General features: G+C 67.0%; 14 protein-coding genes and 1 pseudogene. 13 read left to right on the forward strand and 2 right to left on the reverse strand.

Features of this window, described 5'->3' with window-relative positions:
* Window positions 1-65: 65 nt before the first annotated feature.
* Window positions 66-988: pseudogene (locus QP457_RS02445) on the forward strand (IS110 family transposase).
* Window positions 989-1,267: 279 nt separating this feature from the next.
* Entirely contained in the window at window positions 1,268-2,044 is a 777-nt protein-coding gene (locus QP457_RS02450) for a lytic transglycosylase domain-containing protein (protein WP_032975549.1), read from the forward strand.
* 7 nt (window positions 2,045-2,051) lie between these two features.
* On the opposite strand, the gene QP457_RS02455 is transcribed toward QP457_RS02450, so the two are convergent.
* Window positions 2,052-3,587: a hypothetical protein gene (locus tag QP457_RS02455; protein WP_205407030.1), complete on the reverse strand. Its 1,536-nt coding sequence runs from the start codon at window positions 3,585-3,587 to the stop codon at window positions 2,052-2,054.
* 150 nt (window positions 3,588-3,737) lie between these two features.
* On the opposite strand from QP457_RS02455, the gene QP457_RS02460 reads away from it, so the two are divergent.
* Window positions 3,738-5,822, forward strand: a complete 2,085-nt coding sequence (locus QP457_RS02460; RefSeq protein WP_205407031.1) for an NHL repeat-containing protein — start codon at window positions 3,738-3,740, stop codon at window positions 5,820-5,822.
* On the opposite strand, the gene QP457_RS02465 is transcribed toward QP457_RS02460, so the two are convergent.
* Window positions 5,800-6,207, reverse strand: a complete 408-nt coding sequence (locus tag QP457_RS02465) for a YciI family protein (RefSeq protein WP_089238385.1) — start codon at window positions 6,205-6,207, stop codon at window positions 5,800-5,802. The two genes, QP457_RS02460 and QP457_RS02465, sit on opposite strands and share 23 nt — an antisense overlap.
* 720 nt (window positions 6,208-6,927) lie before the next feature.
* On the opposite strand from QP457_RS02465, the gene QP457_RS02470 reads away from it, so the two are divergent.
* From QP457_RS02470 to QP457_RS02515, 10 genes are all read left to right on the forward strand, one after another.
* Window positions 6,928-7,344: a YciI family protein gene (locus QP457_RS02470; RefSeq protein ID WP_180167746.1), complete on the forward strand. Its 417-nt coding sequence runs from the start codon at window positions 6,928-6,930 to the stop codon at window positions 7,342-7,344.
* A gap of 39 nt (window positions 7,345-7,383) precedes the next feature.
* On the forward strand, window positions 7,384-7,806 hold the full coding sequence (locus tag QP457_RS02475; RefSeq protein ID WP_049454401.1) for a VOC family protein: 423 nt from the start codon (window positions 7,384-7,386) through the stop codon (window positions 7,804-7,806).
* A 37-nt stretch (window positions 7,807-7,843) separates the two neighbouring features.
* On the forward strand, window positions 7,844-8,254 hold the full coding sequence (locus QP457_RS02480) for a VOC family protein (protein ID WP_205405397.1): 411 nt from the start codon (window positions 7,844-7,846) through the stop codon (window positions 8,252-8,254).
* A 24-nt stretch (window positions 8,255-8,278) separates the two neighbouring features.
* On the forward strand, window positions 8,279-8,635 hold the full coding sequence (locus QP457_RS02485) for a DUF1428 domain-containing protein (RefSeq protein WP_099821553.1): 357 nt from the start codon (window positions 8,279-8,281) through the stop codon (window positions 8,633-8,635).
* A 45-nt stretch (window positions 8,636-8,680) separates the two neighbouring features.
* The gene (locus tag QP457_RS02490; RefSeq protein WP_205405396.1) at window positions 8,681-9,943 is read left to right on the forward strand and encodes a sigma-70 family RNA polymerase sigma factor; all 1,263 of its coding nucleotides are present in this window, start codon (window positions 8,681-8,683) and stop codon (window positions 9,941-9,943) included.
* A gap of 107 nt (window positions 9,944-10,050) precedes the next feature.
* A complete protein-coding gene (locus QP457_RS02495; protein WP_025878385.1) occupies window positions 10,051-11,247 on the forward strand; it encodes a hypothetical protein in 1,197 nt (398 codons plus the stop codon).
* Window positions 11,238-12,338: a hypothetical protein gene (locus QP457_RS02500; protein ID WP_205405395.1), complete on the forward strand. Its 1,101-nt coding sequence runs from the start codon at window positions 11,238-11,240 to the stop codon at window positions 12,336-12,338. Before QP457_RS02495 ends, QP457_RS02500 begins: the two co-directional genes overlap by 10 nt.
* A gap of 133 nt (window positions 12,339-12,471) precedes the next feature.
* Entirely contained in the window at window positions 12,472-13,146 is a 675-nt protein-coding gene (locus tag QP457_RS02505) for a hypothetical protein (RefSeq protein ID WP_180167750.1), read from the forward strand.
* Window positions 13,147-13,162: 16 nt separating this feature from the next.
* Window positions 13,163-14,809, forward strand: a complete 1,647-nt coding sequence (locus QP457_RS02510) for a CsgG/HfaB family protein (protein WP_205405394.1) — start codon at window positions 13,163-13,165, stop codon at window positions 14,807-14,809.
* A gap of 386 nt (window positions 14,810-15,195) precedes the next feature.
* On the forward strand, window positions 15,196-16,845 hold the full coding sequence (locus QP457_RS02515; protein WP_205405393.1) for a M28 family metallopeptidase: 1,650 nt from the start codon (window positions 15,196-15,198) through the stop codon (window positions 16,843-16,845).
* Window positions 16,846-16,910 lie beyond the last annotated feature (65 nt).

Consider the following 16,910-nt stretch of genomic DNA (forward strand, 5'->3'; position numbering starts at 1 on the left):
TCGCAGTAATAAGACTGGGCAAGCGGGGGAGCTCTCGACCCTTCCAGACTATACGGAGTCCGGTGATGAACGGGATCGGGATTGATGTCAGCAAGCGCCAACTGGATGTCGGCACGACGGATGGAGAGGTGCTGCAGGTCAGCAATAGCGCTTCGGGTTTCGCTGAATTGGATCTCTGGTTGAGGAAACATCCGGTGAGCCAGATCGTGCTGGAGGCCACTGGGGGCTACGAACAGTCAGTACTGAACTTCCTGCACAACGCCGGTCATGCGGTGGTCCGTGCCAACGCGCTGCGGGCTCGCAGGCTGGCCCAGGGAATGGGCCAGGTGGCCAAGACCGACCGTCTGGATGCCTATGCATTGGCGCAGATGGCGGCCTTGGTGAAACTGCCCGCCTATCAGCCACTGGAGCCCTGGCAGCAAAAGCTGCGGGAATTTGTGCGGGCGCGTCGACAGACGATGGAAGCCCTGACCGTAGCGCGCCAGCAGCAGGAGATGGTGACCGATCGTGAGTTGCGCCGACTGCTGCAAGCCAACATCAGCCGCCTGCAGAGGATGGTTGGGCGTTTGGGACAGCAGATTGCCGAGCAGGTTGCCCAGCAACCTCAGCTGGCGGTACTGAAGTCGATGAAAGGCGTGGGCCCTGTCCTGCAGGCGGTATTGGGGTATTGGCCAGCTATCTGCCGGAGCTGGGCAAGATCAGCGGCAAGGCCATCGCCAGTCTGGTCGGTGTAGCACCCATGTCCCACGACAGCGGAACCATGCGCGGCAAACGAAGCATCCATGGCGGCAGGGCCGAGATCCGTCAGGTGCTTTACATGGCCAGCATGTCGGCCATGCGGCATGAACCTCGACTGCGCGATTTCTACCAGTCGCTGCGAGCCCGAGGCAAAGAAGGAAAAGTAGCCATCGTGGCGGTGATGCGGAAGATGCTGGTGATTCTCAACGCCCGCATGCGTGACGCTCAAGGCGGATCGATCCCCGCCTGAAGCCAGTCTGCGCGTGCCCCAAAAGGCTGCCGGCCAGCGGCCGGCACTACCGTGCGTGACTGTCGGAGGGGCCGAGGCCCCTCTCTCAACACAGTTGCTCCAGGGACGGATTCACGGCGTCCCCCGCCACCGGACCCACCCCGCCATCCCACCGAATGCCGCAGTTGCTGTTGCTTCGGCCGTTGCCGTTGCCGTTGCCTCTGCGGGTGCCGGGCGCCGCCCGGCCGAAAACCCCCATTCACTCATTGTTAGCGGCCGCCGCCGGATCATCCGGCCGCCATGTCCCTCCGTCCCGCCCTCGTCGCGCTGTTGCTGCTGTCTGGCCTGTGGCCAGGGCTGGCCGCTGCGCGCACGGTCTACCGCTGCGTCCAGGGCAACACGGTCAGCCTGGCCACCGCACCGGAGCCCGGCTCGCGCTGCACGCCAAAGGAGATCGACGACAGCGCCGTGCAGACCCCCAACCTGTGGGGCAACATGGGCGTGTTCAGTGGCGTGCTGTACGAGCGCGAGCAGGACGGCAAGCTGGTCTACTCCACCCGCAACCTGCCTGGCTCGCGCGTATTCCTGAAGTTCACCGTGGCCACGCCACCGGGCGAACCGGCGCATGAAGGCCTCGGCAAGGTCGGCAAGCCCCAGCTGGCCCAGCACGCAAAACAGTTCAAGGCGGCGGCCAAGGCCACCGGTGTCGACGATGCCTGGTTGCGGGCGATCGCCCATGCCGAAAGCAACTTCGACGCGCTGGCGGTGTCCAGCAAGGGCGCGCAGGGCGTGATGCAGCTGATGCCCGATACCGCGCTGGAATACGGCGTGCGCGATCCATTCTCGCCGCAGCAGTCCATCGACGGCGGTGCCCGCTACATGCGCGCGCTGCTGCGCCGCTACAACGGCGACCGTCCACTGGCAGCGGCGGCCTACAACGCCGGCATCGGAGCGGTGGCACGCTACAAGGGCGTGCCACCGTATGCCGAAACGCTGGCCTACGTTGACAAGGTGATGGCCCTGTACACCCGCTATCGCGAGGCGATGGGCATCCGTATCGAAGTACCGGCGAAGTAGCCGGCGCTCAGCGCGACGTGGCGCTGCCCACCAGGTCGTAACGCTCGATGCGGCCGACCCGCGAGACTTCGGCCTGCACGTCGGCACGCTGCTTGAGTTCGCGCCAGGCCGCATCGATGCGTACATCGCCTGGCAAGGAGGGATACACGCGCATGTCCTGCAGGCTGGCCAGCGCATCGCTGCGCTCCAGCGGCGAGCGCAGCTGCTCGATCAGCACCGCTGCGGCTCCATCCAGATCGCCTTCTTCCAGCAGCATCTCGCGATAGAAGAGCCGAGCGCCCTGGCGCTGGGCGACGATGACCGCACGTGCTGTGGCAGCAGTGGTGGCATCACCACGCTCGCGGGCGGCGGCGAAACGGATCAAGGCCTGCGCCGCTTGGCCATAGCCGCTCAGATCGGTCAATGTGGCCATCGCAGCGTCTGCTTCCTGCGTCTGGCCAAGTGAGTTGAGCACGAAGGCCAGGTTCATCTGGTGCTCCAGGCCATCCGGACCGAATGCGCCGATGCGGGCGGCCAGCTTCGCCGTCGCCAGCGCCTCCTCGGTGCGCTCCAGGCGTCGCAGTGCTGCGATGCGGCTGTTGAGCAGCCACGCCAACCACTCCGCTTTGGCAGCGGACGGCGATTGTCCTTCCGCGACGGCCTCGGCCAGATCAGCGGTCAGCGCCAGTACTTCCTCGTTGCGGTCCAGCATCAGCAGCGTGCTGCTGAAATCCACCAGGCGTGCATCCAGGTCACCGTCCAGCAGGCCGGATACGCGCAGGGCGTCCAGATGGACCTGCGCGGCCTTGACCGGATCGAAGCGTGCATCGGCACGGTCCACGTAGCGGTCGAAACGCTTGTCGCTGCGCAAGCGGATCAGCTCGGCCGGGGTGTCGATGCGGGCCAGCGTTGCCCGTACGGCATCGCCGCGACCGTTGTCGGCCTGCAGCGTCGCCAGATCCAGCCACAGGCCGGTGGGTTCGATGCCGCCACTCTTCCAGCCGTTGTCGAACAGTGCCTGCAGCAGCGCCATGCGCTGCACGGGCTGTTCGCGCAGGTGGTACTGCAGGTAGCTGACGGCGTGATGGTCGATCGGCAGCGGGCCGTCGGCACGCGCCAGCGCCTGTGTCAGATGCTCGACTGCCGCTGCCGGCTGGTCATCATTGAGATCCAGCGAGACCAGCGTGGCCAGGATGTGCGCATCGCCCGGCAATGCCTGCAGTGCCTGCTGCAGATAGCGCCGCGCCAGTGCGGGCTGCTTCTGCTTGGCGGCGGTCCAGCCGGCAAACTGCGCGGCGCGCCCCCGGCGCTCGGCATCGAAGTCGGCCAGCAGCGGACTGTCCATCAGCCGTTCCATGGCGATCAGCGCGGCGAGCGTATTGCCACTGCGGGACTGCTCGATGGCTGTATCCCACTGCTGCGCGTACTCGGCATGCGAAGCATCCATCGCTGCATCGGACGGAGGCTGCGAAGGAGAAGTGGGCGTCCGCGGCACGTTCGCCGAGGCGGTCGTACTGGTCAGCGCGGCAAGCAGCAGCGCAAGGAGTGGGGTACAGCGGGGCATGGTGGGCCTCCGTCCATGGAACGGACATTGAACCTGCTGTGGCAGCGCAGGACAAGCGCTGTGAGATTGCCCTGACCATCGGCCATGGCGCTGCACGGGCGCAGCGATTATCGTTCGTGCCTCTTCATGCAAGTACAGGCAATCGGGACGATGGCGCGGTGGCAAGGGATGGCGGTGGGTGCGGTGGTGGTGGCAACAGCGGTGGCCCTGGCGGCAACCTGGTGGGAGTTCCCCACCTCCGGCCCGCAGGCGCCGACAGGCCCACTACCCACGCCGCTGGCGTGGACCGCACAGATCGAGCTGCTGGCCGGCGACGGCCATCCGGGTGATCGCGATGGCGCATCGGCGCAGGCACGCTTCGCCGATCCCTACGCACTGCTGGGCAGTGCCGACGGCAGCGTCTATTTCACCGATGCCGGTGACAACAACCGCATCCGGCGCCGCCTGCCCGATGGCCGTATCGAAACGGTCGCGGGGCAGGGCGAAGGACGTGTTGATGGGCCTGCCCTGCAGGCGAGTTTCAACACCCCTTCGGGCATTGCCGCTGATGCACAGGGCAATCTGTATGTGGCGGACACCGGCAATCATGCGATCCGGCGCATCAGCACCGACGGACAGGTGACGACGCTGGCCGGCGGCCAGCAGGGCTTCGCCGATGGTCCCGCTGCACAGGCGCGTTTCGATGGACCGATGGGCATCGCCGTGGATGCGCAGGGACAGGTCTATGTGGCCGATACCTGGAACGACCGCATCCGCGTGATCGGTACCGATGGCAACGTGCGTACGCTGGCCGGCGGCGACCGCCCGGGCTTCGCCGATGCGCCCGGTACCGACGCGCGCTTCGACACGCCCGTGGCGCTGGCCTTCGATGCGCACGGCGCACTGCTGGTCGCCGATCTGTTCAACAACGCGATCCGCCGCGTCGGCGCCGATGGCATGGTCAGCACTGCAGTCGGCAAGGGTGAGGTCATCAACGGTCCGCTGTCACTGGCCACCACGCACGACGGTGTGCTGTATGTGGGTGACCTGGACGGGCGCATCGTGCAGGTGACCCCGCAGGGCCATCAACTGGCGCTGCTGGGCAATGACCGCCTCCCACGCCTGGCGCGGCCCAGTGGCCTGGCCGTGGAGGCCGACGGTGCTCTGCTGGTGGCCGACTCCGCAGGCTATCGCCTGCATCGCCTGCGCCCGCTGCCGGTGGGTGAACTGCCCGCACCGGCGTTGGTCGGGCCGGCCTCCGATGCGGCGCTGCCGGACAGCGGCGGGCGCTGGCCACTGGCACCACAGGATGGCTGGCATGAAGTAGTCGGCACGCTCGGCGAAGTGCGCGGCACCTTCCAGGGTGAGAGCCGCCATCACCTGCACGGCGGCTTTGACGTGCGCGGCGATGTCGGCCAGACCGTGCTGGCGATTGCCGAGGGCAAGATCAGCAGCCCGATTGCCGCCTGGAACCTGGGCGGGCAGGCTGAAGGCCTGGCCGTGGACCGGTTGAAGTACATCCACATGCGCGTCGGCCGCACGCCACGCGGCGAACCGTTCGACGCGCGCTGGCAGCCGCTGTACGCCGAAGACGGCACGCTGGAGCGCATCCGCGTGCGTCGTGGTACGCGCATCCACGTGGGCGACCGTCTGGGCAGCATCAACAACCAGGCGCACGTGCACCTGGCCGTGGGCAATGGCGGTTTCGAGACCAATGCGGTGGCGCTCGGGTTCAAGGACTACGCGGACCACTTCGCACCGCGCATCACCGATGTGGCGCTGCTGGATGACAACGACCAGCCGCTGGCTGCCGGCAGCGATGGCGTGGTGCTGCTGGCCCGGCAGGGACGCGGCGTGCAGATCGTGGTGGAAGCCTGGGACCAGGTGGACAACAACCTGCCGCGTCGCCGGCTGGGGCCGTACCAGGTGGGCTACCAGATCCTGGATGCCGCCGGGCAGCCACTGCAGGGCTACGAGCAACCGCGCTGGAACATCGTCTTCAACCGCATGCCGCCGCAGAAGCAGGCGGTGAAAGTGGCTTACGCGCCCGACAGCGGCATCACCGTGCACGGCAGTGCGGTCACCCGCTTCCGTTATCTGGTGACCAACACCGTGCGCGATGGCCTGATGGAAACCGGTCGCTGGCAGCCGGCGGCGTTGCCGCCGGGCGAGTACATCGTGCGTGCCAGCGCGCGCGATTACAGCGGCAACGAAGGCGTAGGCCCGCGCGAGATCAGGGTACGGCTGCTGCCATAGCCGCAGCGGGGGCGCCGCAGCGTTCGCGCTCGGCGTCCATGTCTTCCAGCGGCCGCACCTCGATGCTGCCGAAGCGTGCCCACGGGAAGCCCTGCGCGATACGCATGGCCTCATCGCGGTCGTGGGCGACGATGAGGTTGAAGCCGGCCAGCAGTTCGCGGGTTTCGGCGAAGGGTCCATCGAGCACCCGGCTGTGGCCATCGCGCACGCGCAGGGTCTGCGCCGATTCGATCGGCTGCAGTTTCTGCGCGGCCAGCAACGTGCCTTCGGCCTGCAGTTTGTCGGCATGGGCGAGGCAGTCGCGCATCAACGTATTGAAGTCGTCGATGGGCAGGGTGCGCAGCAGTGACGGGTCGATGTAGATCAGAAGCAGGTACTGCTGCATGGCGGAGTCCTGGCGGGGGCGGGGGTCCATGATCGCGCAGGTTTGCGCGGGGGCATGCTGCACTGCGAAAGGCAGAGCGGGAAGCGTGCCTTCGGCGGGGATCGGCGAACGGCGGGGCCCCTCCGTGGTGGCGGTTGGTCGTGAAGAGCTGCATCTCTGTGGGTTGGCCGGGCGGGTGGGCTGCGCAGGGGACGCCGTGAATACATCCCTGTAGGCTCGGGCGCGCCATCCATGGCGCTTACGCCCCTGCGCAACCCACCCGCCCGGCCACGGACAGGTTCCTGCGGCGTCCACCACGGGAAATCACAGGAAAAGGCGAAAGCGGGTCGCTCCGCTCGCAAGGCCAAGGCAGCCAGCCAACCGCTGCTGCTGTTGCTGTTGCTTCTGCCTTTTCTCTTGATCTTCCCGTGGTGGATCGGAGACCGGAACCTGTCCATGGCCGGGTGGGTAGGCGGGGCGGGGGTGTCCGCGGCATGGATGCCGCGGCCAAGCCCCCAGGGATGGGTTCACGGCGTCCCCCGACCCGCCTACCCTCCCGGCCAATCCCATGGCTCATGCTTGTGCTTGTGCTTCCACCACGGAGGGGCCCCGCCGTTCGCCGATCCCCGCCGAAGGCGCGCTCTCCGCAGGAAAAATAATTCGCACGAGTGTGTCGATTCCCGCGACCGTGGTTCGTTGTAAGAGAGAAGGGCACGCACCCGCAGCCCAGCGGAGACCGCAATGAAAGTGATGGTGATCGTCAAAGCCAACGCCGATTCCGAGGCCGGGCGCATGCCCAGTGAACAGGAACTGGCCGCCATGGGCGCCTACAACGAACAACTGGTGGCCGCTGGCATCATGCTCGCCGGGGAAGGCCTGCATGCCACCCAGCGCGGCCGCCGTATTCATTTCGGCAGCGGTACGCCGCGGGTCGAGACCGGCCCGTTCGGCCCGGCCGGCGAGCAGATCGCCGGGTTCTGGCTATGGGAGGTGCGCTCGCTGGACGAGGCCACCGAATGGGCCAGTCGTGCGCCCTTCAGTGCGGGCGGTGCGCTGGAACTGCGTCCGTTGATCTCGGCCGAAGACTTCGGCGAAGCCTTCACCCCTGAATTACAGCAGCAGGAACAGCGTCTGCGTGAGCAGCTCGACCGCGCCTGAGTACGGCCGCGCATTCATCCCAATCGACGGAGTATTCCCATGAAACTGATTCCCTTCCTCGGCTTCAGCGGCCAGGCCCACGACGCGATGGCGTTCTATGCGAAAGCACTCGGCGGCCAGGTCACGTCGGAAATGAAGTACCGCGACATGCCGCCGTCCGACGGTTCGCCGGGCTGCAATGAGATGCCGGCAGACACGCTCGACCATGTGGCCCACAGCCAGCTGGAGATCGGCAGCGCGATCGTGATGGCGGCCGATGGCCCCGGTGGAGGCGAGGGTGGTTCCACCACCATCAACGTCGACGTGGACAGCATTGAAGAAGCCGAACGCGTGTTCGCGGCCCTGGCCGAGGGCGGCCAGGTGCAGATGCCGATCGCCGAAACCTTCTGGGCGCACCGCTGGGGCATGTTGATCGACCGCTACGGCAAGCCTTGGATGGTCAACTGCATGAAGCAGCCCTGATTTTCCTTCTCTCCATCCATCGCAAGGAGCTTTACCGATGAGTACACCGCAGCCACAGATGATCTTCGTCAACCTGCCCGTGCAGGATCTGGAAAAAGCCAAGACGTTCTTCGCCGCGCTGGGCTACAGCTTCAACCCGGCTTTCACCGACGAGAACGCCGCCTGCATGGTGGTCAGCGAGAGCATCTTCGTGATGCTGCTGGTCAAGCCGTTCTTCCAGCAGTTCACCGCCAAGGGCATCGCCGATGCGCACACGCAGACCGAAGTGATCACCTGCCTGTCGGCCGACAGCCGCACGGCGGTGGATGCCATGGTGGACAAGGCGCTGGCCGCCGGTGCCAGCGAACCGCAGCCGGCGCGCGACTACGGCTTCATGTACCAGCGCGGCTTCCAGGACCTGGATGGGCATCTCTGGGAAATCGCACACATGGACGGCGAGCCGGGCTGACCGGCCACCGCAGGGAGACTCCCCATGGCTTACGTGGACGCTTACGTGCTGCCGTGCCCGCAGGACAAGGTGGCGGCCTATCGCCGCCTTGCCCGCCAGGCCGGCGCGGTGTGGAAGGACCATGGCGCGCTGCAGTACATGGAATGCGTGGCCGATGACGTGCAGCCCGGGAAATCGACGTCGTTCCCGCAGGCGGTGAAACTCAAGCCGGGCGAAACGGTGATCGTGGCCTTCGTGGTGTTCCGCACGCGCGCGGCGCGTGATCGCATCAACAAGAAGGTCATGGCCGACCCGCGGCTGGCGCATATCGGCCCCAAGGACATGCCATTCGATACCAAGCGCATGTTCTGGGGTGGCTTCAAGCCGATCGTGGACGCGTGAATGCCGGTGCTTGTGCAGGCCGGGCCCGCGTGCTGTGATCGCTGCATGCACGAGCCCGCCCTGAGCCAGCGCCTGGACACCCTCTGGCGGATGGAATCGCCGGTGTTGATCGCGCGCCTGGCGCGGCTGCTCGGCGGTGATGTCGGCCGCGCCGAGGAGCTGGCCCAGGACACCTGGCTGGCCGCGCTGGAGCGTTGGCCTGTGCAGGGCATCCCGGACAATCCCGGAGCCTGGCTGATGACCACCGCGCGCAACCGTGCCATCGATGTGCTGCGCCAGCACCAGCGGGTGGCGCAGCAGCATGCGCAATGGGGAGAGGAACTGCATCCGGCCGCCTTGCCCGCGCCCGACGACAGCCAGGCCCTGGAAGATGACATCGGCGATGACCTGCTGCGCCTGATGTTCGTGGCCTGCCATCCCGTCCTGCCTGCCGACGCGCGGGTAGCGCTGACCCTGCGCCTGCTGGGCGGGCTGACCACGATCGAAATCGCCCGCGCGTTCCTGCAGCCGGAGCCGACCATCGCCCAGCGCATCGTGCGCGCCAAGCGTACGTTGGCGCAGAAGCAGGTGCCCTACGAAGTGCCGCGTGCCGATGCATTGCCGGAACGGCTGGCGTCGGTGCTGGAAGCGATCTACCTGGTATTCAACGAAGGCTACGCGGCCAGTGCGGGCGACGACTGGATGCGACCGGCACTGTGCGCCGAGGCGCTGCGGCTGGCGCGCATTCTGGCCCATCGGATGCCGGCGCCACCGGCGCTTGGCCTGTTGGCGCTGATGGAACTGCAGGCCTCGCGCGCGGCGGCACGGGTGGATGCGCAGGGCGCGCCGATCCTGCTGGACCAGCAGAACCGGGCGCACTGGGATTGGCTGCAGATCGAACGCGGCCAGCAGGTATTGGCGCGCGCGGTGTCGGCAGGCGGCGGCGATGATCCGTATGTGCTGCAGGCGCGGATCGCCTTCTGCCATGCCAGTGCGCGTCGCGCCGAAGACACCGACTGGGCGCGGATCGCCGCACTGTATGCGCAGTTGCTGCAGGTGATGCCGTCGCCGGTGGTGGCATTGAACCGGGTGGTGGCGGTGTCGCGCAGCGAAGGTACGTTCGCGGCGTGGGCGCTGTTGCAGCCCTTGCTGGACGAGCCACGCCTGCAGGGCTATGCACCGCTGCTGGTGGTGCGGGGTGAGCTGCTGCAGCAACTGGGGCGGGAGCAGGATGCACGTGACGCATTCGCCTCGGCAGCGGCCCTGAGCCAGAACCAGGCAGAGCGGACCCTGCTGCGGCAACGGGCCGGCCTGCCGCCGGAAAATTGAAGCCGACAAGGTCAGCACTTGTCGGTTTGCCCCGGAGCGGCTATGTTTCGCGCCCAGCGGGCGTGTTCACGCCTGTCTTTCGTGTGTCATGACCGAGGAGCGGTTGGATGTTTTCAAGGACGAAGAGCGCACCGCGCGCTTTTGCGCGCCTGCTTGCCTATGCCCTGTGCCTGGCCGTATGGCCGTTGGCCAGCCAGGCCGCAGACAAATCGCAGCAGGCCTACTGGGCCGGCTTTGCCTATACCGCTGACGCCGCCGCCGTACAGGCGACCACCCCGCATGCGCACGCCGTGCTGGAAAAGCGTGGCCTGATTCCGCTCAACCAGACCCTGGCACAGGCGCTCAAGCGCCGCGCGCCGGCCAACCTGGAGCTGATCGACCAGCCGGTGGCGATGCTCGATGGCACTACCAGTGCCGTGGTGCTGGCCGCTGCGCTGGACCGCGAACTGGTGTCGGTCGAACCGATCGGCGACCAGTACAAGGTGCTGGTGGAAGTGGCCCTGCAGGCGCTGTTCTTCGATTTCCGCGAGCGCCAGGTGATCGCCTCCTATCCGCTCACCCTGCAGCGCATCGACGTGCAGGAGTACCGCCCGGACAGCGACGACATCGACGCGATCGTCGCCGATCTGCTGTACGGCGGTGCCGATACCAGCCTGTCGCAGGTGCTGGCCACGACCCTGGCGCAGGCCAAACTGCCGGAAGCGGCCACGCGTCGCCTGCAGGTGGGTGCGGTGACCCTCTCCGACGCCACGCTGGCCAAGCTGCCCGACCCGAAGTGGGCCGGTCCGCTGCGTGCCACGCTTGCCCATGAACTGTCCAAGACGCTGTCGTCCAATACCGGTGTCGGCCTGCTGCCGCCGGCCTCGGGCCAGGCGATCGGCGGTGCCATGGCGGCGCGCTTTGCCGACGGCAAGGTCTACCAGCTGAAGATCCCCGAAGCGGACTACGTCATCAGCCTGCAGGTGGATGCGCTGAAGAACGGCGTCATCAGTGAAACGCCGGCGATGAAGACGATGCTGTTCGGCGCCTTCTTCACTGCCAAGGTCACCGAGCCGTTCTCCGGCAAGGTGTACTTCGAACAACCGCTGCGCAAGGGCGCCACCAAGGTGGTGCCGGTCACGCAGTGGCAGGTCGACCAGTGGTCGGCCAGCTACGAAACCCTGCTGGCCGGCTTCGATGCCTTCGCCGGCGCCGCCGCCAAGCGTGCCGATTCGCGCGCCTGGCTGGACGAGCAGAAGCCGGGCGGACGCCCGCTGCAGCAACAGACCCAAGCCCTCCAGGAGTTGATCAAATCATGTCGTTGATGCGTACCATCCTGCTCATCCTCATCGCCCTGGCGGTGGCCTCGCCGGTCGCCGCGCAGACCGCCAGCTCGCGCGGTACCGGTTCGGCCAGCTACAGCCTGCGCCTGAGTGCCGATACCCGTGCCCAGGCCCTGAACAAGGCCAAGGCCAATGCACTGGAGGCGTACATCGCCGAATCCGGCGCGGCCAAGCTGCGCCTGTTTGAATCGCGTCGCGCCGAATTCCTCGGTGAAATCGACCGCTACGTGCTCAGCGCGGTGCAGCTGTCGGACACCGAAGACAAGAAGGCCAAGACCTACAGCGTCACCGTCCGCGCCGAGATCAACACCACGCTGCTGCAGACCAAGCTGGATGCCGGTTCGGCCGTGGCCGGTGCCACCGCTGCGCAGCGCTCGCTGCTGACCTTCCTGTTCATGGCGCGCTCGCAGGACACCGTGCAGTCGTTCCAGGACAAGGAATACCGTCGCGTCGACGCCAGCAGCAGCTACAGCGAGAACACCCGTGAAGGCGACAGCTTCCGCGGCAACTCGGTCAGCACCAACGGCAGCATCAACCAGAACGGCTCGGTGTCGGTCACCAGCGGCGGCAGCACCACCGCGCGCAGCGACAACATCAGCTGGAAGGTGGCCAACGCCGCCGAAGTCAACACCGCCATGACCGGTGCCTTCAGCGCTGCCGGCTACGAAGTGGTTGAAGCCGAATACGTGGAAGGCGAGTCGCGCGGCCTGCTCAGCATCGAGCGCATCCGCAAGGACTTCAGCACCGGCAACGATCTGTCCGCGGCCACCCTGCGCGATACCGCCAACGGCATCCGCGCGGCGAACATCCCGTACATCGCCGTCGGCACCCTCGACGTCGGCATGCGCGACCGTGATCCGGCCAGCGGCAACACCCGCGTGTTCGTCACCGTCACCGGCAAGGTGCTGGACGTGACCGGACGCTTCCCGCGCACCGTGTCGTCGGTGGGCCCGGTGCAGTTCTCCGGTACCGGCCCGAACGAAACCGTCGCCCGTACCAATGCGCTGCAGCTGGCTGCCGAAAAGGCGGCCCAGCAGATGATCAACGAACTGAACGTCAAGGCGGTCCGCTGATACCGGATGTCGCCCGGCTCGGGCTGTTCCGCTGCGCTCGCCGGGCATAGCCCGGCGCTACCAGTGGGCTGCCCAGCGCCATCCATTGCTTCCACGTGCCGCATCGCGGCCGTCTCTCCCAAAGGAATCTTCCATGATCCGTAATACCGCTCTCGTCGTTGCCATCGCGGCCGCTACCCTGTCGATGCCGGCCCATGCCCAGTTCGGCAAGCTGAAGGACATTGCCGGCGCCGCCACCGGCACCTCCAGCAGCAGCGCCAGCGCAGCCGCTCCGGACGAAGCCGCGCAGGAAGCGCTGGTCCGTCGTTTCGTCAGCTCGCAGTCGCACTCGCTGCAGGCGCAGACCTCCTTCGCCCGCGCCTTCGGCCTGGCCGAGCAGGTGCAGCTGCTGGAAGCCGAGCGCCAGGCACTGTCGTCCGGTTCGGTGAACGTCGACGCGATGAAGAAGTCGGTGTCGGTCAGCGAAGCCGCACAGGCTGCCATCGACGAGCGCCAGGCCGCACAGCCGGAACTGAACGCTGAATCCAAGCAGCACTACGCCGAAGGCCTGGTCTCGCTGCTGGCCTCGGCTGCCGAAGCACAGAAGCTGAGCGGCGAAGCCAGCGGCTTTGCGGCCGGCATGAAGAACCTGGGCGCCACCCAGATGGCCACCGTTGGCCGCAAGCTGGCCGCCGGTGCCTGGGTTGCCAAGGAATCGCCGGGCTTCATCAAGGGCCTGTACGGCTCGACCAAGTCGGCCGTGACCTTCGCCAAGAAGAGCAAGGTGAAGGTGCCGTCCAACGCCGATTCGATGCTGGATTCGCTCTGATACGAGGCAGCTCCGCATGCGTACGACGACTCGATTGATCGGCCTGGGCCTGGCCGCGGCCCTGCTGGCAGCCTGCGGCAAGCAGGATGCACCGGCAGAAGCCGCACCCGCCAAGGACAAGGCCGCCAGCGCACTGGCCAGCAATGCGCCGGTGCAGGAAGCGCCCCTGCGTGGCACGCCGGATTTCGGCGGCACCACCCAGGTCGCGCGCGAAGCCGACGGTATCGGCAGCACCCCGGAACTGGCGGTGCTGGCGGCATTGCAGTCGGCCGTGGCCCAGGTCAACGGCGTACGCGTGGCCAGCCAGATGCAGAGCCTGCGCGCAGGCCTGCATGTGGACGTGGACGGTGAACACGTCGGCGATATCCGCGCCGACGCGTTCTCCCAGCAGATGATTGCCGGCTCGCAGGGCGCGGTGCTCGGCTATGAAATCCTCTCGCAGGATGAAGTGAGCCAGCTCGACGAAGAAACCATCGCCCGCGTGCGCGCCAGCGACGAAGGCTGGAGCTTCAAGGGTTCGGCCTCGGCCAGCGCCTCCGGCGAAGCCTCCGCCAAGGGCGGTTCGGCGTCGGCCAGCGTCAAGGAAAACTACGAAGAGCAGGTCAAGGTCGACGCCAAGCGCGGTGCCAGCTCCTTCGATTCGGATGTCACCCGGCGCAGCATGCGCAGCTACTGGAAGGTGCGTGTACGCGCGCAGATTGCCCAGTACCGTGCACCGGATGAAGAAGGCAAGCCGAAGATCGTGGTGGCCCTGCCGCGCACCAAGTCGGGCAGTTATGCCGTTGGCGATGGCCGGGTGAATGCCGACGAGGTCGCCCAGGCGATCCGCGCGCGGCTGTCCGACACGCTTACCCAGACCCAGCGCTTCATCGTGCTGGACCGCGAGTTCGGCGACGAACTGCAGGCCGAGATCGACCACATCAACAGTGGCAACGTGCGCCTGCAGGACACCGCACGCGTTGGCCAGCAGCTGGCGACCGACCTGATCCTGATTCCGACCATCGAACGTTTCGAGTACCCGCGCAGCGTGCGCAACCTGCGCATGTCCGATCGCCAGGTGACCTCGTACTCCGGTGGCGGCCGCATCACCCTGCGCCTGGTCAACGCCACCACCGGCCAGGTGGTGATGTCCGACAGCTTCGACCACCAGCTGGCCTCGACCGGCCCGAGCACGCTGCCGCGCGTGGTCAACGGCCGCAGCATGGCGGCCTCGATGATGGATTCGCTGTCCGGCCAGATCGGCAGCACGATCGTCACCACGCTGTTCCCGGTGTCGGTGGTGTCCGTCGATGGCGACCAGGTGGTGCTGAGCCAGGGCGGTGACACCGTGCAGGTCGGCCAGCGCTGGCAGGCCGTGCGCCTGGGCGAAGAGCTGAAGGACCCGCAGACGGGCCGCTCGCTCGGCCGCAGCGAGCATCCGTGCTGCACCATCCGCATCGACCGCGTGGCCGCGCAGACCTCCTACGGCACCCTGGAAGAGGGCGTGGACGCAATGCGCGGCGGTTTCCGCCCGGGCCAGATCGAACTGCGCCAGAAGCTGGGCAGCAAGCCCAAGGCTGCCGCATCGGCCACCGCATCGGCCGCCCCGACCGCTGCCGCGCGCCCGGCCAGCAAGCCGAAGCCCAAGCCCGCCGCCGCCCCGGCTGAAGACCCGAACTGGTAACACGTCCAAGCAACACACAGATGGGGTCAGAGCCCTTTCCCGCCGGGAAAGGGATCTGACCCCTTCTTGTTTCTGGTCATCCACGCATGGCGTGGATCTACCGTGTCGACCAAGGTCGACATCTACCAACAGCAGCAGTACCAACAGCCGCGTGAACCTGTCGAAGGCGGGGTGGGTCCGGTTGCGGGGGTGTCCGCGGCATGGATGCCGCGGCCAAGCCTACAGGGAGGTATTTACGGCGTCCCCCGCAACCGGACCCACCCCGCCTACCCTCAGGAAACCAGCTTCTGCTGTTGCTTCGGCTGTCGCCGTAGTTTCGGCGGGTCCCGGGCGCCGCCCGGGCGAACCCCTTACACTCCAGAACGATTTCCCTGCTGGAGAGAGCAATGAAGCGAGTAGTACTGGGCGTGCTGGCCCTGTCGGTGTCGAGCGCACTGATGGCGGCCACCCCGAAATTCGATGGCGCGCGGATCTCCGCCGACGTCAAGGAACTGGCCTCCGACGCCTACGAAGGCCGCTCACCGGCCACCGCCGGCGAAGAAAAGACCATCGCCTTCCTCAGCAAGCAGTTCGCCGATGCCGGCCTGCAGCCCGGCGGAGACCTGAAGGACGGCAAGCGCCTGTGGACCCAGGCCGTGCCGCTGCGCAAGGGCGACATCGTTGGCACCCCGCAGCTGTCGCTGCAGCAGGGCGGCAAGACCATCACGCTGGAGCAGGGCAAGCAGATTGCCGTGCGTGCAGCCATGAACGGCGCCACCAACGTGGATATCAGCAAGGCACCGCTGGTGTTCCTCGGCTATGGCGTGAAGGCGCCGGAGCGCAACTGGGACGACTTCAAGGGCGTGGACCTGAAGGGCAAGATCGCCGTCGTGCTGATCAACGACCCGGACTTCGAGACCGGCAAGGGCGATTTCGATGGCAAGGGCATGACCTGGTATGGCCGTTGGCCGTACAAGTACGAAGAAGGCGCACGCCAGGGCGCACTCGGCGTGCTGATCGTGCATGAGACCGCACCGGCCTCGTACGGCTGGGCCACGGTGGCCGGTTCCAACACCAACACCATGTTCGACGTGGTGCGCGACAACCCGGCCGACAGCCACCCGCTGCTGGAAGGCTGGATCCAGCGCGATCTGGCCGTGGAGCTGTTCCGCTCGGCCGGGCAGGATTTCGAAGCCTTGAAGAAGAAGGCGCAGCAGCGCGACTTCACCCCGGTGCCGCTGACCGGCGCCAGCCTGGATGCGAAGTACGCGGTGAAGACCGAAGTGATCACCTCGCACAACGTGGCCGCGCGCTTGGAAGGCAGCACGCATGCGGACGAGACCATCCTCTACAGCGCGCACTGGGACCACATCGGCGTGGGCGAACCGGATGCACGCGGCGACCGCATCTTCAACGGCGCGCTGGACAATGCCAGCGGCACCGCCTCGCTGATCGAACTGGCGCGCGGTTTCGCCAAGGCGCCGCGTCCGCAGCGTTCGGTGGTGTTCCTGGCGGTGACGGCCGAGGAGAAGGGCCTGCTGGGTTCGGAGTACTACGCAACGCACCCGCTGTACCCGCTGGAAAAGACCGTGGCGATGATCAACATGGACGGCATGGCGCCGTTCGGTCCGTCGCGCGATTTCGGCATCTATGGCGCGGCGCGCTTCGAACTGCTGGACCAGTTGAAGGACGTGGCCAAGGGCTGGGACATCCGCTACACGCCGGACCCGAAGCCGGAGGCCGGCCTGTTCTTCCGCTCCGACCACTTCCCGTTCGCCAAGCGTGGCGTGCCGGCGCTGTCCTGGTCGGCCGGGCAGGACTGGGTGGACGGTGGCGTCGCGGCGGGCAAGAAGGCGTCCGAGGACTACACCGCCAAGCGTTACCACCAGCAGGGCGACGAGTGGCAGCCGGACTGGGTGTTCGCCGGCGCGGCCCGCGACCTGGAAGTGCTGTACACCTTGGGCAACCAGTTGGCCAATTCACGAGCCTGGCCGAACTGGAGCAAGGACGAGGCGTTCCGCGCCGTGCGTGACGCCAGCGCCGACCAGCGCAAATAAGGGAAGGCGGGGCGCCGCTCCGCCACACCTGGTAGCGCCGGGCCATGCCCGGCGTTTCCGTAAGG

It is taken from the genome of Stenotrophomonas sp. As-7 (assembly GCF_030291015.1).
In the GTDB taxonomy this organism is placed as follows: domain Bacteria; phylum Pseudomonadota; class Gammaproteobacteria; order Xanthomonadales; family Xanthomonadaceae; genus Stenotrophomonas; species Stenotrophomonas lactitubi.